We start from the raw sequence: 17,633 nt of genomic DNA on the forward strand, positions 1-17,633 counted from the left end.
GCCGAGCAGCGCGCGGCGGGACAGCCGGTTCGGGTGCGCGTTCAGGGGACGACCACCCCGGCCAGGCGGGACAACGGCTCCGAGAGCGCGTTGACGGCGTCCGCGAGCTCCTTGACCGTCTCCTTGTCGAGCTCGCCGTACTTCCGGAAGCCCTCGCCGTCGCGCTGGGCGTCGAGCAGCTCCTGCAGCGCGTCGAAGCGCTGCTGCAGGGTGCTGGCCAGGGCCGGGTCCTTGGCCTCGACCAGCGGCTTGACGCCGGCGAAGGCGACCTTGGCGCCGTCCACGTTGGCCTGGAAGTCCCACAGGTCGGTCTCGGACCAGATCTCCTCCTCCCCGGTGACCTTGCCGGTGGCGACCTCCTCGAGCAGGCCGCTGGAGCCGCGGGCGATCGCGTCGACCGGGTAGCTCAGTGCGGCGATCTTGCCGTCCAGGGTGGTGGTGTTGGCGAGCAGGTCGTCGGCGTAGGTGGCGCGCTCGGCGGTGGTCAGCGCGGTGTAGTCCTCGGCCTTCTGGGGCCACAGGTCCTTCTCGATGCGGTGCCAACCGGTCCACTTCTCGCCGGGCTGCAGGTCGGCCTCGCGGGCGTCCATCTTCGGGTCGAGGGTGCCGAAGGACTCGGCGACCGTCTCGATCCGCTCCCAGTGGGTGCGGGCCACCGGGTAGAGCGCGCGGGCCTCGTCGTCCTTGCCGTCCTTGTAGAGCTGGACGAACTCGGTGGTCTTCTCCAGCAGCTGGGCGGACTGGTCCTGCACGTAGGCGGCGTAGTTCTTCTGCGCCAGCGCGATCTGCTCCTTCTCGTCCGCGGAGATCTCGACCTTCTCGTCGGAGGCGGTGACCTCGAAGTCGGCGCGGATGCTGGTGCCGACCATGCCCGGCTTGCAGGCGGTGAAGTAGCTGCCGGCCGGGGCGTTGACGACGAGCTGGCTGTTCGCGCCGGGCCCGATGTTCTCGACCTCGGCGACGATCTGCAGGCCGTCCTCGCCGACCAGGTAGAACTCGTTCACCTTGTCGCCGGCGTTGTGGACGTTGAAGCGAAGGGTCCCGGCGGGTGCCTCGGCCTTGGAGACCTCGCACGAGTCGTCGCCGGCGGTGACGCTCATGATCCGGGCGTCGCCGTCGCTGCCGGAGGAGACGTCGGTGCTCTCGGTGCCGCAGGCGGTCAGCGGGAGGGCGACGACGGCGAGCAGCGACAGCAGGCCGGCGGGGTGGATTCTCTTCACAGCGTTCCTTTGCATCGACAGGGTCAGACCGCAGTGGTCTGAGCCGGGGGAGTGGCGGCGGCGCGGCTCCGGGTCCGCAGGCGCCAGATGAACAGCGGGAGCACGATCGCCACGTAGGCGGTCCACACCCCGGCCTCGGCCCAGGTGGTCTGGGGGGAGAAGTTGAAGACGCCCTTGAGCACAGTGCCCAGCCACGACGAGGGGTCGATGACGTGGGAGACGTCGAAGGCGAGGTTGTGCAGGCCCGGTAGGAAGTCGGCCTCCTGCAGGTCGTGGACGCCGTAGGCGAGCACGCCGGCAGCGACGAAGATCAGGAAGACGCCGGTCCAGGTGAAGAACTTGGTCAGGTTGAGCCGGATCGCCCCGCGGTACATCAGGTAGCCGAGGACCACGGCGGTGGCCAGCCCCAGCAGGGCTCCGACCAGGGGCTCGTGCGAGGTCGGCACGCCGTCGGGCAGGTCGCGGCCGGTGGCGGTGCGGGTGTTCGACCACAGGATCAGTGCGGTCTCCATGCCCTCGCGACCCACCGCGAGGAAGGCGAGCAGTGCGAGCGACCACCAGCGTCCGGCGGCGTCGTCGACGCGTCCGCGCAGGTCGCCGGCGATGTGCGAGGCGGCGCTCGCCATCCAGAAGATCATCCAGGTCACGAAGCCGGCTGCGATGATCGACAGGGTGCCGCCCAGCAGCTCCTGCGAGCGGAAGGTGAGCTGGCGCGACTGCAGGCCCAGGAACAGGGTGAAGCCGACACTGAGCGCGATCGCGGCGAAGACCCCGAGCCAGATCCACGGCAGCTGGGAGCGGCGGTCCGACTTCACGAGATAGGCGATCAGGATGCTGACCACCAGGGCTGCCTCCAGCCCTTCGCGCAGTCCGATCAGAAAGTTCCCTAGCACGTCCCGAGACGATACGCCTGGCTCTTAGGCTTGCCTACCCTGCCCTCGATATTGGGGTGTCTCACCCATGGTGATCCTTCTCGCCCCGTGCATCGGTGAGCGGCGGAATGGAACGTCTGCGCGCCCGGTTGTAGCGGTCGTGCGTATTGATGTGTGGTCCGATGTCGTCTGTCCGTGGTGCTACATCGGCAAGCGTCGCCTGGAGAAGGCGCTGGCCGAGTTCCCCCAAGCCGATCAGGTGGAGGTGGTCTGGCACTCCTACCAGCTCGACCCCGGGGCGCCGGCGACGGCGACCGAGCGCACCATCGACGCCTTGGGCCGACGCTACGGCGGCCCCGCCGCGGTGGCGCAGATGTTCGACCGGGTCGAGGCGACCGCCGCCGAGGAGGGACTCCTCTTCCGCCTTCGGGAGACCTTCCATGTCGGCACGCTTGATGCCCACCGGCTCCTGCACCTGGCCGCCGAGGTCGGCGGACACGAGCTGCAGGCCCAGCTGAAGGAGGCCCTGCTCGATGCGTACTTCGTGCAGGCCCGCAACGTGGGCGACCCCGCGGTGCTGAGCGAGCTGGCGCAGGCCGCGGGCCTGGACGCCGCGCGGGTGGCCGAGGTGCTCGCCGGCACCGAGTTCACCAACGAGGTGCACGCCGACATCGCGCAGGCCCAGGCCTTCGGCGCGACCGGCGTCCCGTTCTTCGTGATCGACCAGAAGTACGGGATCTCCGGCGCCCAGCCGGTCGAGCTCTTCGCCCAGGCGCTGCGGCAGGCCTGGAGCGAGTCGCACCCGCAGCTGACCACGCTCGGCAGCAGCGAAGCCGCCGAGGCCTGTGGCCCCGACGGCTGCGCGATCTGACATCCCCCAACTCGGGGGTCGTCCCTAACGTTCTGGTTGCCGACACGCGGCGTGAGGCAGCCAGAACGTTAGGGACGATCGACTACTTGACCTCGGAGCGCAGCAGCAGGCGCAGGCCGATCAGGGTCGGCAGCACCATCCAGATCAGGGTGGTGAAGCCGAGCTGGGCCCACTGCTCGCCGGTCAGCGAGCCGCCGTCGAACAGGGCGCTCTGGGCGTAGGAGAAGTCGACCCAGCCCCAGATGTCGCGGAACCACTCCTGGAGGTTGGCGAGCGTCATCATCAGGGTCGGCAGCATGAAGTTGAAGACGAAGTAGCCCACGATCGCGCCGGCCGAGTTGCGGATCAGCACGCCGAGCATGAAGCCGATCAGCATCCCCAGCACGTTGGCGAGCACGATGAAGCCGAACTCCTGGGCGCTCACGTTCCAGATGGTGTCGGTGCCGGTGATCGCGGTGCCCACGATGTTGCCCAGTGCGCCGATGGCCAGCGCGACGAACATCGAGACGACGCCGACCGCGACGGTGACCAGGAACTTCGCCGCGATCACCCGGCGGCGGTCCGGGATCAGGGTGAACGTGGTCAGACCGGTGCGCTGGCTCCACTCGCCGGTCACCGAGAGCACGGAGACCATCGGCAGGATCACCGCGATCGGGAAGCCGATGGCGGTGGCGAAGGTCTCGAAGTCCAACGCCGAGTCGGGCGCGAAGATGATGGTGGCGCCGGTCGCGATCAGGGCGGTGATCCCGATGCTGGTCATCAGCCAGAAGCCCGAGCGGGTGTCGAACATCTTGCGCAGCTCGGTGTCGAGGATGCGGCCCATCGAGATCGGGCGGATCGCCGGCTTGGTCCGGCGCACGCCCGCGGGCGTGGCGGTCACGGTGCTGGTGCTCATGCTGCTGCTCCTTGAGTGGCGTTGCCCTCGCGCTGCGAGGAGGCGGTGAGCTCGAGGAACATCTCCTCGAGCCCTGCGCCCTCGGCGGGACGCAGCTCGGACAGGGCGATCCGGGCGGCGAGGGCGACTTCGCCGACCTGGGTGGGGTTGGCGTCGGTGCGCACGGTGCCGTCGGCGTGGACGGTGGCGTCGATCGCCGCCGCGGCGAGGGCATCGCGCAGCCCGCTGGGGGAGGCGCAGCGCACCAGCGTGCCGGCACTGGCGAGCAGCTCGTCCTTGCTGCCCTGCGCGACGATCCGACCGTTGCCGATCACCACGAGGTCGTCGGCGATCACCTCGATCTCGTGCAGCAGGTGGCTGGAGAGCAGGACCGTTCCACCGTCGTCGGCGAAGCCGCGCAGCAGGTCGCGCATCCAGCGGATGCCGGCCGGGTCGAGGCCGTTGGCGGGCTCGTCGAGGATCAGCACCTCGGGGTCGCCGATCAGCGCGGTGGCGATGCCGAGACGCTGGCGCATGCCGAGCGAGTAGTTGCGGACCCTGCGGTCGGCCTCCTCATCGGTGAGCGAGACTCGGGCCAGCGTGGCGGCGACGCTGCTCTTGGGCAGTCCCATCGTGCGCTGGGCGATGGTCAGGATCTCGCGGCCGGTGCGACCGGCGTGCTGGGCCGAGGCGTCGAGCAGGACGCCGACCTCGCGGCCGGGGTTGGGCAGATCGGCGAACGCGCGACCCAGGATGGTCGCGCTGCCCGAGGTCGGCGGGGTGAGGCCGACCATGATCCGCATGGTGGTGGACTTGCCGGCGCCGTTGGGGCCGAGAAATCCCGTCACCCGGCCGGCGTGGGCCGTGAAGGTGACGTCGTTGACGGCGGTGAACCCGCCGTACTTCCGGGTGAGGGACTCGATGACGATCATGGCCCCGACTCTCGCGGGTCGGGGCCATGGCGCACATCGGGGAACCTGCTGGAGGCGACCCTGAGTCGACCCTGAGGGTGCTCAGGGTCGCGCAGGGGCTACTCCACGCTGGGCAGGTCGGAGAGCAGTGACTCGAGGTCCTCCAGGCTGGACTCCCAGTCGCTCGGGTCGAAGGTCGGCAGGTCGCTGGGATCGATGCTCGGCAGGTCGCTGGGATCGAAGGAGGGCAGGTCGCTGGGGGCGAGGCTCGGCAGGTCGCTCGGGTCGATGCTGGGGACCGAGGGCATGTCGGAGGGGAGGTCCATGTCGTAGCAGGCCTTGATCGCCCAGGTGACGAACGCCTCGAACGACTTCTTCTCGTCCTCGCTGAACTTCTCGTCGGCGTCGTCGAGCTCCTCGGCGCTGGAGGCGTCCTTGAAGGTCCGGATCATCAGCTCGAGACCGTCGCGGGCCTCGTCGGAGATGTCCTCGGGGACGCCGGTGTCCTGCATGTCGCTGGCCCAGTCCTGCGCGGTGTCGAGGTCGGTGTCGTCACCGAACTCCTCCGACTGCTTGTAGACCTTGCAGAACTCCTCGGTGCTGGCGGTCTTGTCGACCGAGCCGTCCTTGTCGTCGTCACCGCTGACGACGAGCGCGACCGCGGTGCCGATGCCGGCCAGCAGGATCACGACCAGGCCGACGATCAGGGCGATCTTGCCCTTGTTGCTGCCACCGCCGGTGGGCGGCGGCGGACCCCACGGCTGGCCGGGCTGACCCGGACCGCCGGGCGGGGGACCCCAGTTGCCGCCGGGCTGGACCGGCATCTGCTGGGTCGGCGTCGGGCCCTGGTTCCAGGCGGGCTGGCCCTGCGGCGGCTGACCGGGCTGGCCCGGCTGGCCGTACGGCGGGGGCGGCTGCTGGCCCCACGCGGGCTGCTGCGGCTGCTGGCCTGCGGGCGGCCCGGCGGGCGGAGCCATCTGCGTCGGCGCTGCCTCGGGCGGGTAGGGGGTTCCGCACCGGGTGCAGAAGGCGGTACCGGCGGGCTCACGCGGGGCGCCGCAGTTCGCGCAGGTCTCAACAGTCATGGGAACACCCTGACATGTTTGTCCTCCGCCTCGGAACTCATCGCCGATTGCATGAGTATGCAGGGGTCTGTATATAGTTGAGTCGTGTCCAAGGTACTTACGTCTCTTCCCGTCGGCGAGCGCGTCGGCATCGCCTTCTCTGGTGGTCTCGACACCTCCGTGGCTGTCGCCTGGATGCGCCACAAGGGCGCCATCCCGTGCACCTATACCGCCGACATCGGCCAGTACGACGAGCCGGACATCTCCGGCGTGCCGGACCGCGCCAAGCTCTACGGCGCCGAGATCGCCCGCGCCGTCGACATCAAGCCCCAGCTGGTCGAGGAGGGCCTGGCCGCACTCGCCTGCGGCGCCTTCCACATCCGCTCCGGTGGCCGCGCCTACTTCAACACCACGCCCCTGGGCCGCGCCGTCACCGGCACCCAGCTGGTCCGCGCGATGATGGAGGACGGCGTCAACATCTGGGGCGACGGCTCCACCTACAAGGGCAACGACATCGAGCGGTTCTACCGCTACGGCCTGATGGCCAACCCGGCCCTGCAGATCTACAAGCCGTGGCTGGACGCCGACTTCGTCACCGAGCTCGGTGGTCGTGCGGAGATGAGCCAGTTCCTCGTCGAGCACAAGCTGCCGTACCGCGACTCGGTGGAGAAGGCCTACTCGACCGACGCCAACATCTGGGGCGCCACCCACGAGGCGAAGACCCTCGAGCATCTCGACGTCTCGCTGGAGACGGTCGAGCCGATCATGGGCGTGAAGTTCTGGGACCCGTCGGTCGTCATCGAGACCGAGGACGTCACCATCCGCTACGAGGCCGGTCGCCCGGTCGCGATCAACGGCCAGCGCTTCACCGACGCCGTCGCGCTGGTGCACGAGGCCAACACCATCGGTGGCCGCCACGGCCTGGGCATGAGCGACCAGATCGAGAACCGGATCATCGAGGCCAAGTCGCGCGGCATCTACGAGGCGCCGGGCATGGCGCTGCTGTGGATCGCCTACGAGCGGCTGATCAACGCGATCCACAACGAGGACACCGTCGCGCAGTACCACAACGAGGGCCGCAAGCTCGGTCGCCTGCTCTACGAGGGCCGCTGGCTCGACCCGCAGGCGCTGATGATCCGCGAGTCCATCCAGCGCTGGATCGCCTCCCTGGTCACCGGCGAGGTCACCCTGCGGCTGCGTCGCGGCGAGGACTACACGGTGCTGCGCACCGAGGGCGACAACTTCTCCTACCACCCGGAGAAGCTCTCGATGGAACGCACCGAGAACGCCGCCTTCGGTCCGCTGGACCGGATCGGGCAGCTCACCATGCGCAACCTCGACATCGCCGACAGCCGGTCCAAGCTGGAGGCCTACGCCAACCAGCCGCTGGACCAGGGCCAGGTGCTGGTCGAGAACGGCACCCTCTTCGGCGAGCTGCCGGCCGGTGGCGCCGACGTGATCACCGCGAACCCCGAGGCCGACGCCGAGGCCGACGTCGAGCACTCCGGCGACTCGGTCGCCATGGAGTTCGGCGCCGACTGATCCCCACGCTCAATGTGACCTGAGGGCGCGAAAGTCGTCCAGGAGTGGACTCTCAGGTCACATTGAGCCGATCGGGTCTGCATCCTGGATGCGGGGCATGGGGGAGTGCGCCCACCCGATAGTCTGGCCCCGAACCCGGGCACGTTTGTGCGCGACCTGCCAGAGCCCGAGTGCTCGCGGCAGCAAGATCCCACTTCGATCAAGGAATCAGCTGTGAGCAAGCCTGTCGTCCTGATTGCCGAAGAACTGAGCCCCGCCACCGTTGAGGCGCTGGGCCCGGACTTCGAGATCCGCAACTGCAACGGCGCGGACCGTGCCGAACTCCTCCCGGCGATCGCCGACGTCGACGCCATCCTGGTGCGCTCCGCCACCAAGGTCGACGCCGAGGCCCTGGCCGCGGCGCGCAACCTCAAGGTGATCGCGCGGGCCGGGGTCGGCCTCGACAACGTCGACGTGAAGGCCGCCACCCAGAGCGGTGTGATGGTCGTCAACGCGCCGACCTCCAACATCGTCTCGGCCGCCGAGCTCGCCGTCGCGCTGATGCTCTCCGCCGCGCGCCACGTGAGCCCGGCCCACGCCGCGCTGCGCAACGGCGAGTGGAAGCGCTCCAAGTACACCGGCATCGAGCTGTACGAGAAGACCGTCGGCATCGTCGGCCTCGGCCGGATCGGCGTCCTGGTCGCCCAGCGCCTCTCCGCCTTCGGGATGAAGGTCGTCGCCTACGACCCCTACGTCCAGGCCGGCCGCGCCGCGCAGATGGGCGTGCGCCTGGTCGACCTCGACACGCTCATGGCCGAGGCCGACTTCATCAGCGTGCACCTGCCGAAGACCCCGGAGACCGTGGGCCTGATCGGCACCGAGCAGCTGGCGAAGGCCAAGCCCAGCCTGATCGTGGTCAACGCCGCGCGCGGTGGCATCGTCGACGAGGACGCCCTCTACAACGCGCTCAAGGAGGGCCGCATCGCCGGCGCCGGCCTCGACGTGTTCGCCAAGGAGCCGTGCACCGACAGCCCGCTCTTCGAGCTGGAGAACGTCGTCGCGACCCCGCACCTGGGCGCCTCCACCGACGAGGCCCAGGAGAAGGCCGGCATCGCCGTCGCCAAGTCCGTGCGTCTCGCGCTCTCCGGCGAGCTCGTGCCGGACGCCGTCAACGTCCAGGGCGGCGTGATCGCCGAGGACGTGCGCCCCGGCATCCCGCTCACCGAGAAGCTCGGCCGTGTCTTCACCGCGCTGGCCGGCGAGGTCGCGCAGAGCGTCGACGTCGAGGTCCGCGGCGAGATCACCGAGTACGACGTCAAGGTGCTCGAGCTGGCCGCCCTCAAGGGCGTCTTCTCCGACATCGTCGAGGACCAGGTCTCCTACGTGAACGCTCCGCTGCTGGCCGCCGAGCGCGGCACCGCGGTGCGCCTGGTGGTCGAGGGCGAGAGCGCCGACCACAAGAACCTGATCACCCTGCGCGGCACCCTGGCCGACGGCAACCAGGTGTCGGTCTCCGGCACCCTGGTCGGCCTGAACCAGAAGGAGCGCCTGGTCGAGGTGAACGGCTTCGACGTCGACGTCGAGCTCACCGACCACCTCGCCTTCCTGCGCTATGAGGACCGTCCGGGCATCGTCGGCATCCTCGGCGGCATCCTGGGCGACGCCGGCGTGAACATCGCCGGCATGCAGGTCGCCCGCGACGCCAAGGGCGGCCAGGCTCTGGTCGCACTGGCCGTCGACACCGCGATCGACGCCGCCACCCTGGCCGAGATCCAGACCCAGATCAACGCGGCGAGCGTGAGCGCGGCCAACCTCGGCTGAGCCTCACGCTGGCAACGACGCCCCCGGACACCTGTCCGGGGGCGTCGTGCGTTTGCCGCGCCGCTCAGCCACTCGGCTCGAATGCCATAGCCCGAACGGGGGGTTCGGGTCAGGAGGATTCGCGGATCCGGATCCCGATACCTAATGTTGGTGAGGAGAGGAGCCGTCGCGGAGGGGACTGCGGCGCATAAGGGGGACTCTCCTTATCAAGGAGAAAGAGCATGGGAGCACGTCATGTGCTGTGTGCTGCGCTCGTGACGGTGTGGAGCAGCACGATCGCGCTGGTGGGATGGGGAGCAGTACCGGTCAGCGCCGACAGTCACACCGTAGCCAGAGCGTCGTCAGCACAGCAGAGTCCGGCCCGCAGTGCGGTGACGGCCGTCCAGGCCGACGTCACCGGCACCAAGGTCAAGCTGCAGGGGAAGACCAAGGCCGCCAAGGCCAAGGTCAAGGTGCACCGCTGGTCGGCCGAGACCCAGCGCTGGCGCAAGGTCGCGCAGGCCACCAGCCGCAAGCACCGGTTCCAGGTGACCGTGCGGCAGAGCCGGGTCGCCGAGCGGTACCGGTTCACCGCGCCCAAGCAGAGCGCGGTCGTCAAGCAGGTCAAGCTGCCCAAGCAGACCGACGCCTGCGGTGTCCGGCCGGCCAAGGCCGACGGCACGCTGTGGTCGTGCAGCTTCGTCGACGAGTTCAACGGCACCTCGCTGGACACCTCCAAGTGGATCCCGCAGGTCTACGGCTACGCGACCGGCTCGCCGGAGGAGTTCGCCTGCTACTCGGACTCCACCGACCACGTGGCAGTGCGTGACGGCGCCCTGCAGCTGACGCTGGCCAAGCACGAGGCGCCGTCGACGTGCGCGGACGGCCAGTCCCAGACCCAGTACTGGTCCGGCATGGTCTCCACCTACGAGCGCTTCTCGCAGACCTACGGCCGCTTCGAGGCCCGGATGCGCAGCCAGGCGACGACGGCGCCGGGCCTGCACGAGGCCTTCTGGCTCTACGTCGACCCGCGCACCACCAACGGCTACACCGGTGAGATCGACGTCGTGGAGACGTACTCCTCGCACCCCGACCTCGCTATCCCGTACCTGCACTACGACGCGAACCCGCGCTCGGTGACCTCGGGGCCGAACCAGACCACGGCCTACAACTGCCGCAGCACCCGGGGCAGCTACCACACCTACCGGCTGGAGTGGACGGCCGCGAAGATCCAGATCTTCGTCGACGACAAGCTCTGCCTGACGAACACCTCGGCGGACCCCGCCTTCCGGCAGAACTTCATGGTCGCCTTCACCCAGGCACTCGGCTCGGTCGACAACGCGCCGGTCGCGACGACGCCGTACCCGGCCACCATGTCGGTCGACTGGATCCGGGTCTGGAAGTGACCGGAGGCTGACCGATCGGATGACACCAGGTTGTCCGATCGGTCAGTTCTGATGGCACGCGGTGACCAAACTCTGACGTCACGCTCGCCAACGGGTGCCTTCGCCGGATATCAATAGACCCGACTTGGGAGGGTCACCGGCGTTTCGGGGGTCTGGCCGGGTCGTGATGGAATCGGTCCTGCGGAGGGAGCAGGACCGCGCCATGCGGCCCACCAGACTCCCGGAACTCCACGAAGGGCGGGGCCGGTGCTGGTCGATCTTGGTCCGATCGCGCAGCTGCGCGCGGGCCGCCTGCGCCGGCGGCTGACCCAGCTCCTGTTCGGGCTGGTGCTCTACGGGATCTCGCTGGCGCTGATGGTGCGCGGCGCACTCGGCCTGGCGCCGTGGGACGTCCTGCACTCCGGCCTGATCCGGCACATCGACCTCACCCTCGGCCAGATGGTCGTGGTGATGAGCCTGGTCGTCCTGCTGCTGTGGATCCCGCTGCGGGAGAAGCCCGGCCTGGGCACACTCGCCAACGCGTTCGTGGTCGGCTTCTCGGCCGACGCCGCGCTCGCGCTGCTCAGCGAGCCCGACGCCTGGTGGGCCCGGGTGCTGCTGTTGCTGAGCGGCGTCGTCCTCAACGGCCTGGCGACGGCGCTCTACATCGGCTCCCAGTTCGGCCGCGGACCCCGCGACGGGCTGATGACGGGTCTGGCCCGGCGCACCGGCCGCTCCCTGGCGCTGGTGCGCACCGGACTGGAGATCACGGTCGTCGTGATCGGTCTGGTGCTCGGGGGAGTGGCCGGTGCCGGTACCGTGCTCTACGCGCTGACCATCGGGCCGTTGGCGCAGCTGATGCTGCCGTGGGTCGTGGTTCAGCTGCCGGAGACGCCGACCGGCACGTCGCCGACGACCGAGATCCGCTCCATCACCCGGCGCGCGGGGAAGTAGTCCGACGACGCGTAGTGCTGGCAGGCGCGGTTGTCCCACATCGCCACCGTGTCGTTCTCCCAGTTGAGCCGGACCTGGAACTCCGGGCGCTGCACATGGCGGAAGAGCAGGCCGAGCAGCTCGTCGGACTCCTCCTGGCTGACGCCGAGGATCCGGGTGGTGAACACGAAGTTCACGAAGATCACCCGGCGTCCGGACTCCGGCAGCACCCGGACCACGGGGTGGGTGACCGGCCCGAACGCCTCGCGCAGGGTGTTCCTGGTGGCCTCGTCCATCCCGGCGCCGAAGGCCTGGATCCAGTCGTGCTCGGCCTCCAGGGTGTCGATCCGCTCCTTGATCTCGGCGGGCAGCACGTCGTAGGCCAGACCGGTGTCGCACCACAGGGTGTCGCCGCCGAGCTCGGGGATCTCGACGGCACGCAGCACCGCCGCGTACGACGGCGTCTCGTGCCAGGTGACGTCGTTGTGCCACGTGTTCTCGACACCCGTGGTCATCGCGTCCTTGGCGAGCGTAGCGACGTCGACGTCGTTCTGGCCGCCGAAGGTGTGCTTGAAGAACGGGTGCTGCTCCAGCTCGCCCCACTGGGCGGCGAACGCCTTGTGCTGCTCGCGGGTGATGGCCTGGTCGCGGAAGAAGAGCACCTTGAACTCGGTCAGCGCGCGGCGCAGCTCGTCGAGCAGGTCCTGGCTCATCCCGCCGTCGAGCTGCACGCCAGTGACGTAGGCGCCGATGCTGGGGGAGGCGGGGCGGACGTCGAACAGCTCGTACGGCTGCTCCTCGACTCCCTCGGGCAGGCGGCGCCCGACCAGCGGGCCGAAGTAGACCAGTGGGTCGGTGGCGGTGCGGCGGATCGCGGTGGTGGTCATCGGGCTTCTCCATTCATCGGGGACGGCGTGCTGAGGACGGCGGTGCAGACGGCGGTGAGGTCGGCGCAGAGCAGGTCGACGTCCTCGCCCGGCGGGCCCTGGCCCTCCCAGCGCGCCAGGGTGTCGATCATCAGGCTGGCTGCGGCAGCGAACCGCGCCAGCACCAGCTCGGGGGAGGAGGGCAGCAGGGCGGTGATGCGCTGCTGCACCTCGCGCAGGCTGCTGGCCTCGGACAGGCCCATGGTGGTCGGGCCGTAGACCGGGTGCAGCTGGATCTGGGCCAGGAAGCGCGCGTACCGGCTGCCCGGAGCGCGGAGGGTGGCGTCGGCGAACGGGCGCACCAGGGCGTCCACGAGCGCGGCCACGCCGGCGTCCGGCGCCAGTCGTTCCAGGTGGGCGGCACGCGCCGCGTTGATCGGCTCCATCCGGCGGGCGACGACGGCGGCGAGCAGGCCGTCGAGGGAGCCGAAGTGGTAGGCGGCGGCGCTCTTGTTGGACTGGCCGGCGCGACGTTGCACGGCGGTCAGGGTGATCGCGCCGAGGCCGACCTCGACGGCGATCTCCTCCGCAGCATCGAGCATGCTCGTGCGGGCATCGTGGGGGGAACGCGTCATGACAGCATTTAAGGACTACTCCTTAAATGCTGTCAAGGGCCCCGCCCGGGGTGGTCGGTCAGCGCCGGGTGGCCACCACGACCGAGGCGTCGGGGGCGATCATCACCTCGACGGCTGTGAACCGCTCGTCGCTGAGCCAGCCCTCGCGCAGGGTGTCCACCCGCCCGGCGGTGATCGGCGGCCACATCTCGCAGGGCACGAAGTCGTCGAGCACCACGATCCCGCCCGGCTCGACCAGGTCGACGATCCGGTCCACGGTCACCTCGGAGGGGATCCCGGAGTCGAGGAAGAGCAAGGAGAACGGGCCGTGCTCGGCCAGCGTGGACCAGTCGGCGGCGAGCACCTCGACCTGCGGGTCGTCGGTGAAGATCTCTGCGGCGGCGCCGGCCAGCTTGGCGTTCAGCTCGGCGGTCAGGATCCGAGCCCCGTTGCGGACTCCGGAGCGCAGCCATGCGGTGCCGACGCCACAGCCGGTGCCGAACTCGGCCAGGGTGCCGCCGCGGGTGGCGGCCAGGGCGGCCAGCAGGCGACCGGTCTCGTTGCGGCAGAACGACACGTACCCCGCTCGGCGGGAGACGTCGAACGCGCGGGAGACGATCTCGGGCAGCTCTGGCGGGGCACTCATGGCGTCGAGTCTTTCATCCTGGTCCTTGCGTCCCGCGATGTGGACGGATTCTGGAAGCCCCCTACCGGGCTCCGACTACCCAGGAGTAAGGTGGCCGCACCATGCGCAGCCAGTTCGTATTCGTCGACTGCCGCGGCGGGGCCTGATACGGAAGGCCACCTCGCCGCGGCGTTCGGCGTTGGGACCGGCCTTCCTCTTCATTCGATCGACTGATCGGTATCAGGAGCGAGCATGTACGAGAACTACCCCGAGTGGGGCCCTGCCAGTCACCACCCCGAGAACCCGCGCAGCCATGAGGCGATCCAGCAGGTTCTGGCACTGCGTGACAACGACGGCTTCACCCCCGACGACAACTGACCCGCCTCGGTGACACCGACGATGTTCACCTGCTGGAGCCGGGCCACTCGGCACGGCGCGAATCCCATAATCTTGGCGCCATGACGAACTCCATCAACTCCGGTCAGGTCAAGCTCGCAGTCATCCCTGGTGACGGCATCGGGCAGGAGGTGACGGTCGAGGCGCTCAAGGTGCTCGACGTCGTCGCCGGCAAGGCTGGGGTGAAGTTCGACAAGACCCAGTACGACCTCGGCGCCGAGAACTACCTGCGCACCAAGGACGTCCTCCCGGTCTCGGTCCTCGCCGAGCTCAAGCAGCAGGACGCGATCCTGCTCGGCGCGGTCGGCGGCAAGCCCAACGACCCGAACCTGCCGCCCGGCATCCTCGAGCGTGGCCTGCTGCTGAAGATCCGCTTCGAGCTCGACCACTACGTGAACCTGCGCCCGTCGCGGATCTACCCCGGCTCGGTCTCGCCGCTGGCGAGCCCCGGCGAGGTCGACTTCGTCGTCGTGCGTGAGGGCACCGAGGGTCCGTACACCGGCAACGGCGGCGCGCTGCGCGTCGGCACCCCGGCCGAGGTGGCCACCGAGGTCAGCGTCAACACCGCCTTCGGCGTCGAGCGCGTCGTCCGCGACGCCTTCGCCCGCGCTCAGCGCCGCCCGCGCAAGCACCTCACCCTGGTCCACAAGACCAACGTGCTGGTCAACGCGGGCTCCGTGTGGTGGCGCCTGTTCGAGACCGTGGCCGCGGAGTACCCCGAGGTCACCACCGACTACATGCACATCGACGCCGCGATGATCCACATGACCACGAACCCCTCGCGGTTCGACGTGATCGTCACCGACAACCTCTTCGGCGACATCATCACCGACCTCGCCGCCGCCATCAGCGGTGGCATCGGCCTGGCGGCCTCGGGCAACATCAACCCCGACCGCACCGCTCCGTCGATGTTCGAGCCGGTGCACGGCTCGGCCCCCGACATCGCCGGTCAGCAGATCGCTGACCCGACCGCCGCGATCCTCTCCGTCGCCCTGATGCTCGACCACCTCGGTCACAGCGACGCCGCCGCGTCCGTCGACGCCGCCGTCCTGGCCGACCTCGAGGCTCGCACCCCCGACACCAAGCGCAGCACGGCCGAAGTGGGCGACGCCATCGCCGCGCTCCTCGGCTGAGAGCGCGCTCCTCAACCCAAGCGAAGGTTCGGATAGTTTTATGTCCATGGAAATCAGCACCACCCTCACCGAGAGCCCCACGTCGGACGCCGCCCTCGCCGAGGTCCTGGCCGACCCGGGCTTCGGTGTGCACTTCACCGACCACATGTTCACGGTCGAGTGGACGCCGGAGAAGGGGTGGCACGACGCCCGGATCACGCCGTACGGCCCGCTGACCCTGGACCCCGCCACGGCCGTCCTGCACTACGCGCAGGAGACCTTCGAGGGGATGAAGGCCTACCGGCACGCGGACGGGTCGGTGTGGACGTTCCGTCCCGAGGCCAACGCCGAGCGGATGGCGCGCTCCAGCGTCCGTCTCGCGCTGCCGGTGCTGCCGGTCGAGGACTTCGTCGCCGCCGTCGACGCGCTGATCAAGGTCGACGAGCGCTGGGTGCCCGACAGCGAGGGCGAGAAGAGCCTCTACATCCGGCCCTTCATGATCGCCACCGAGCGGTTCCTCGGGGTGCGCCCCAGCCAGCACGTCACCTTCATGGTGATCGCCTCGCCGGCCGGGTCGTACTTCAAGGGCGGCATCAAGCCGGTCAGCCTCTGGCTCACCACGGAGTACAGCCGCGCCGGGCGCGGTGGCATGGGTGCGGCCAAGACCGGCGGCAACTACGCCAGCTCGCTGGTCGCGCAGCAGGAGGCCACCGCCAACGGCTGCGACCAGGTGGTCTTCCTGGACTCGGAGGAGGCGACCTACGTCGAGGAGCTCGGCGGCATGAACATGTACTTCGTGTTCGCCGACGGCCGGATCGCTACCCCGGCGACCGGCACCATCCTCGAGGGCATCACCCGGGCCAGCATCATCAAGATCGCCGAGTCCCTGGGCTACACCGTCGAGGAGCGCAGGCTCTCCATCGACGAGTGGCGTGACGGCGTCACCAGCGGTGAGATCAAGGAGATCTTCGCCTGCGGCACCGCCGCCGTGGTGACCCCGGTCGGTGCGCTGAAGTGGGACGGCGGCGAGGTGCCCCAGGCCGGCGACGGCAGCAGCGAGCTGACGAACAAGATCCGCAGCGCCCTGGTCGACATCCAGTTCGGCCGCGGCGAGGACGCCTTCGGCTGGATGCACCAGGTCTGCTGAGGGCGACGACCACAGGGAGTAACACGATGGCGCACCCGATCATGTTCGACGACGACGATCCTGATCTGGTGCGCCTTCGTGCTGTGGTGCTGGCCTACCCCGGCGCCGAGGAGTACGTCTCGCACGGGCGGCCCAACTTCAAGGCGGGCAAGAACTTCGCGATCTTCGGCGGCTCCGAGCGGCTGGGTCCCGGTGACCACCGGCAGATCCCGGCCGCGTTGATGGTCAAGATCGACCCTGCGGAGCTGCCCGGAGTCGACGAGGACCCCCGCTTCTTCCTGCCCGCCTACCTCGGCCCCTACGGATGGCGCGGCGTCGACCTGGCGGCCGGCGACGTGGAGTGGGACGAGGTCGTCGAGCTGATCGATGCCTCCTACCGCCTGGTCGCCCCGCGTCGCAGGATCGCCGAGCTCGACGCCCGGTGATGCCCGGGAGCCGACCCGGGGCCCGGTAGATTTGCCGGGTGTCCACAGCCACCAGCGAGAACTCACCCCCCGGCGAGATCCACGTCGGGCCCTACCGCCTGCTCGCGCGGATCGGTGAGGGCGGCATGGGCGTGGTGCACCTCGGGCAGAAGCCCGGCGGCGCCCGGGTGGCGATCAAGGTGCTGCGTCCCCACGTCGTGGGTGACGACGAGGCGCGCGCACGGTTGGCCCGTGAGGTCAACTCGCTGAGCCTGGTCCGCTCGCCCCGGGTCGCCGAGATCGTGGACGCCGACCCGTGGGGACCGATCCCGTACGTGGCCACGCGCTACGTGCCCGGGCTCTCCCTGCACGACCACGTCCGCGAGGAGGGGCCGATCGTCGCCGGCGACCTGCGGCACTTCGCGTTCGGCCTCGCCGAGGCGTTGACCGCGGTGCACGCCGTCGGCGTCCTGCACCGCGACATCAAGCCCTCCAACGTGCTGATGGAGGGGCGCAACCCGGTGCTCATCGACTTCGGCCTGGCACGGCTCGACGACGACCTCCAGGTGACCCGCACCGGCTACCTGCTCGGCACCCCGGGCTACATCGCGCCGGAGGTGTTGGCGGGGGAGCAGCCCACCACGGCCAGTGACGTGCACTCCTGGGCGACGACGGTCGCCTTCGCCGCGCTCGGTCGCCCGCCGTTCGGCACCGGGCACACGATGGCGGTGATGGACCGGGTCCGCCGCGGCGACCACGACCTCTCCGGCCTCGACCCCGCCATCGGTCCGCTGCTGCGGGCCGCGCTGGCCCCCGAGCCGGCCGCGCGGCCGACCTTGAAGCAGGTCCGCGAGGCATTGGCTCCGGTCGGCACAGGGGCACCGGTTGCGGCCGCCGCGCCGATCGCCGAGCCGCCGATGACGATGCCGTTCGCGGCCTCTCCCGACTTCCTGCCCACCGACGTGCAGCACGCCACGGCCGTCACCACGCCGCTCGGCACGTCGGTGCCCCCGGCAGG

The 17,633-nt window shown here is 69.7% G+C and carries 18 protein-coding genes; 10 read left to right on the plus strand and 8 right to left on the minus strand.

The window, feature by feature from the left end; genetic code table 11:
* Positions 1-41 precede the first annotated feature (41 nt).
* Positions 42-1,220 carry an iron uptake system protein EfeO gene (efeO, locus tag ABD151_RS20365; RefSeq protein WP_343996691.1) on the minus strand — a complete coding sequence of 393 codons (1,179 nt, stop codon included), beginning with the start codon at positions 1,218-1,220 and terminating at the stop codon, positions 42-44.
* A 23-nt stretch (positions 1,221-1,243) separates the two neighbouring features.
* Positions 1,244-2,113 (minus strand): iron uptake transporter permease EfeU, encoded by an 870-nt coding sequence (gene efeU / locus ABD151_RS20370; protein ID WP_343996692.1) that lies wholly within the window; start codon positions 2,111-2,113, stop codon positions 1,244-1,246.
* Between the two features lie 139 nt (positions 2,114-2,252).
* On the opposite strand from efeU, the gene ABD151_RS20375 reads away from it, so the two are divergent.
* On the plus strand, positions 2,253-2,963 hold the full coding sequence (locus ABD151_RS20375; RefSeq protein WP_343996693.1) for a DsbA family oxidoreductase: 711 nt from the start codon (positions 2,253-2,255) through the stop codon (positions 2,961-2,963).
* Positions 2,964-3,045: 82 nt separating this feature from the next.
* Here ABD151_RS20375 and ABD151_RS20380 read toward each other — a convergent pair whose 3' ends face one another.
* The 3 genes from ABD151_RS20380 to ABD151_RS20390 all read right to left on the minus strand — a co-directional run bounded on the left by ABD151_RS20380 (position 3,046) and on the right by ABD151_RS20390 (position 5,833).
* Positions 3,046-3,858 carry an ABC transporter permease gene (locus ABD151_RS20380; RefSeq protein ID WP_343996694.1) on the minus strand — a complete coding sequence of 271 codons (813 nt, stop codon included), beginning with the start codon at positions 3,856-3,858 and terminating at the stop codon, positions 3,046-3,048.
* Positions 3,855-4,769, minus strand: coding sequence for an ABC transporter ATP-binding protein (locus ABD151_RS20385; RefSeq protein ID WP_343996695.1), 915 nt, complete (start codon positions 4,767-4,769; stop codon positions 3,855-3,857). The genes ABD151_RS20380 and ABD151_RS20385 overlap by 4 nt, the downstream gene beginning before the upstream one ends.
* Positions 4,770-4,867: 98 nt before the next feature.
* A complete protein-coding gene (locus tag ABD151_RS20390) occupies positions 4,868-5,833 on the minus strand; it encodes a zinc ribbon domain-containing protein (RefSeq protein WP_343996696.1) in 966 nt (321 codons plus the stop codon).
* 84 nt (positions 5,834-5,917) lie between these two features.
* Between ABD151_RS20390 and argG the strand changes: the two genes are divergently transcribed.
* The 4 genes from argG to yczE all read left to right on the plus strand — a co-directional run bounded on the left by argG (position 5,918) and on the right by yczE (position 11,472).
* Positions 5,918-7,354 (plus strand): argininosuccinate synthase, encoded by a 1,437-nt coding sequence (gene argG, locus ABD151_RS20395; protein ID WP_343996697.1) that lies wholly within the window; start codon positions 5,918-5,920, stop codon positions 7,352-7,354.
* 213 nt (positions 7,355-7,567) lie between these two features.
* Positions 7,568-9,154, plus strand: a complete 1,587-nt coding sequence (serA, locus tag ABD151_RS20400) for a phosphoglycerate dehydrogenase (RefSeq protein WP_343996698.1) — start codon at positions 7,568-7,570, stop codon at positions 9,152-9,154.
* A 221-nt stretch (positions 9,155-9,375) separates the two neighbouring features.
* On the plus strand, positions 9,376-10,539 hold the full coding sequence (locus ABD151_RS20405) for a glycoside hydrolase family 16 protein (RefSeq protein WP_343996699.1): 1,164 nt from the start codon (positions 9,376-9,378) through the stop codon (positions 10,537-10,539).
* Between the two features lie 246 nt (positions 10,540-10,785).
* Positions 10,786-11,472: a membrane protein YczE gene (yczE, locus tag ABD151_RS20410; protein ID WP_343996700.1), complete on the plus strand. Its 687-nt coding sequence runs from the start codon at positions 10,786-10,788 to the stop codon at positions 11,470-11,472.
* On the opposite strand, the gene ABD151_RS20415 is transcribed toward yczE, so the two are convergent.
* Genes ABD151_RS20415 through ABD151_RS20425 form a run of 3 tightly spaced genes read right to left on the minus strand, consistent with a single transcriptional unit; the run spans position 11,397 to position 13,577 of the window.
* Positions 11,397-12,338 (minus strand): TauD/TfdA dioxygenase family protein, encoded by a 942-nt coding sequence (locus ABD151_RS20415; RefSeq protein WP_343996701.1) that lies wholly within the window; start codon positions 12,336-12,338, stop codon positions 11,397-11,399. The genes yczE and ABD151_RS20415 overlap by 76 nt on opposite strands.
* Positions 12,335-12,952: a TetR/AcrR family transcriptional regulator gene (locus ABD151_RS20420; protein WP_343996703.1), complete on the minus strand. Its 618-nt coding sequence runs from the start codon at positions 12,950-12,952 to the stop codon at positions 12,335-12,337. Before ABD151_RS20420 ends, ABD151_RS20415 begins: the two co-directional genes overlap by 4 nt.
* A 58-nt stretch (positions 12,953-13,010) precedes the next feature.
* Positions 13,011-13,577, minus strand: a complete 567-nt coding sequence (locus ABD151_RS20425; RefSeq protein WP_343996704.1) for an O-methyltransferase — start codon at positions 13,575-13,577, stop codon at positions 13,011-13,013.
* A 231-nt stretch (positions 13,578-13,808) separates the two neighbouring features.
* On the opposite strand from ABD151_RS20425, the gene ABD151_RS20430 reads away from it, so the two are divergent.
* The 5 genes from ABD151_RS20430 to ABD151_RS20450 form a co-directional block, all read left to right on the plus strand.
* Positions 13,809-13,934, plus strand: a complete 126-nt coding sequence (locus ABD151_RS20430; RefSeq protein ID WP_343996705.1) for a hypothetical protein — start codon at positions 13,809-13,811, stop codon at positions 13,932-13,934.
* An 80-nt stretch (positions 13,935-14,014) separates the two neighbouring features.
* Positions 14,015-15,085 (plus strand): 3-isopropylmalate dehydrogenase, encoded by a 1,071-nt coding sequence (locus tag ABD151_RS20435; RefSeq protein ID WP_343996706.1) that lies wholly within the window; start codon positions 14,015-14,017, stop codon positions 15,083-15,085.
* 46 nt (positions 15,086-15,131) lie between these two features.
* The gene (locus ABD151_RS20440) at positions 15,132-16,211 is read left to right on the plus strand and encodes a branched-chain amino acid aminotransferase (protein ID WP_343996707.1); all 1,080 of its coding nucleotides are present in this window, start codon (positions 15,132-15,134) and stop codon (positions 16,209-16,211) included.
* Between the two features lie 26 nt (positions 16,212-16,237).
* Positions 16,238-16,636: an MmcQ/YjbR family DNA-binding protein gene (locus tag ABD151_RS20445; RefSeq protein ID WP_343996708.1), complete on the plus strand. Its 399-nt coding sequence runs from the start codon at positions 16,238-16,240 to the stop codon at positions 16,634-16,636.
* Between the two features lie 38 nt (positions 16,637-16,674).
* Positions 16,675-17,633 (plus strand): serine/threonine-protein kinase (locus ABD151_RS20450; RefSeq protein WP_343996709.1); only part of this gene is annotated, 959 nt, incomplete at its 3' end.

The organism is Nocardioides dubius (genome assembly GCF_039528155.1).
Classification (GTDB): domain Bacteria; phylum Actinomycetota; class Actinomycetes; order Propionibacteriales; family Nocardioidaceae; genus Nocardioides; species Nocardioides dubius.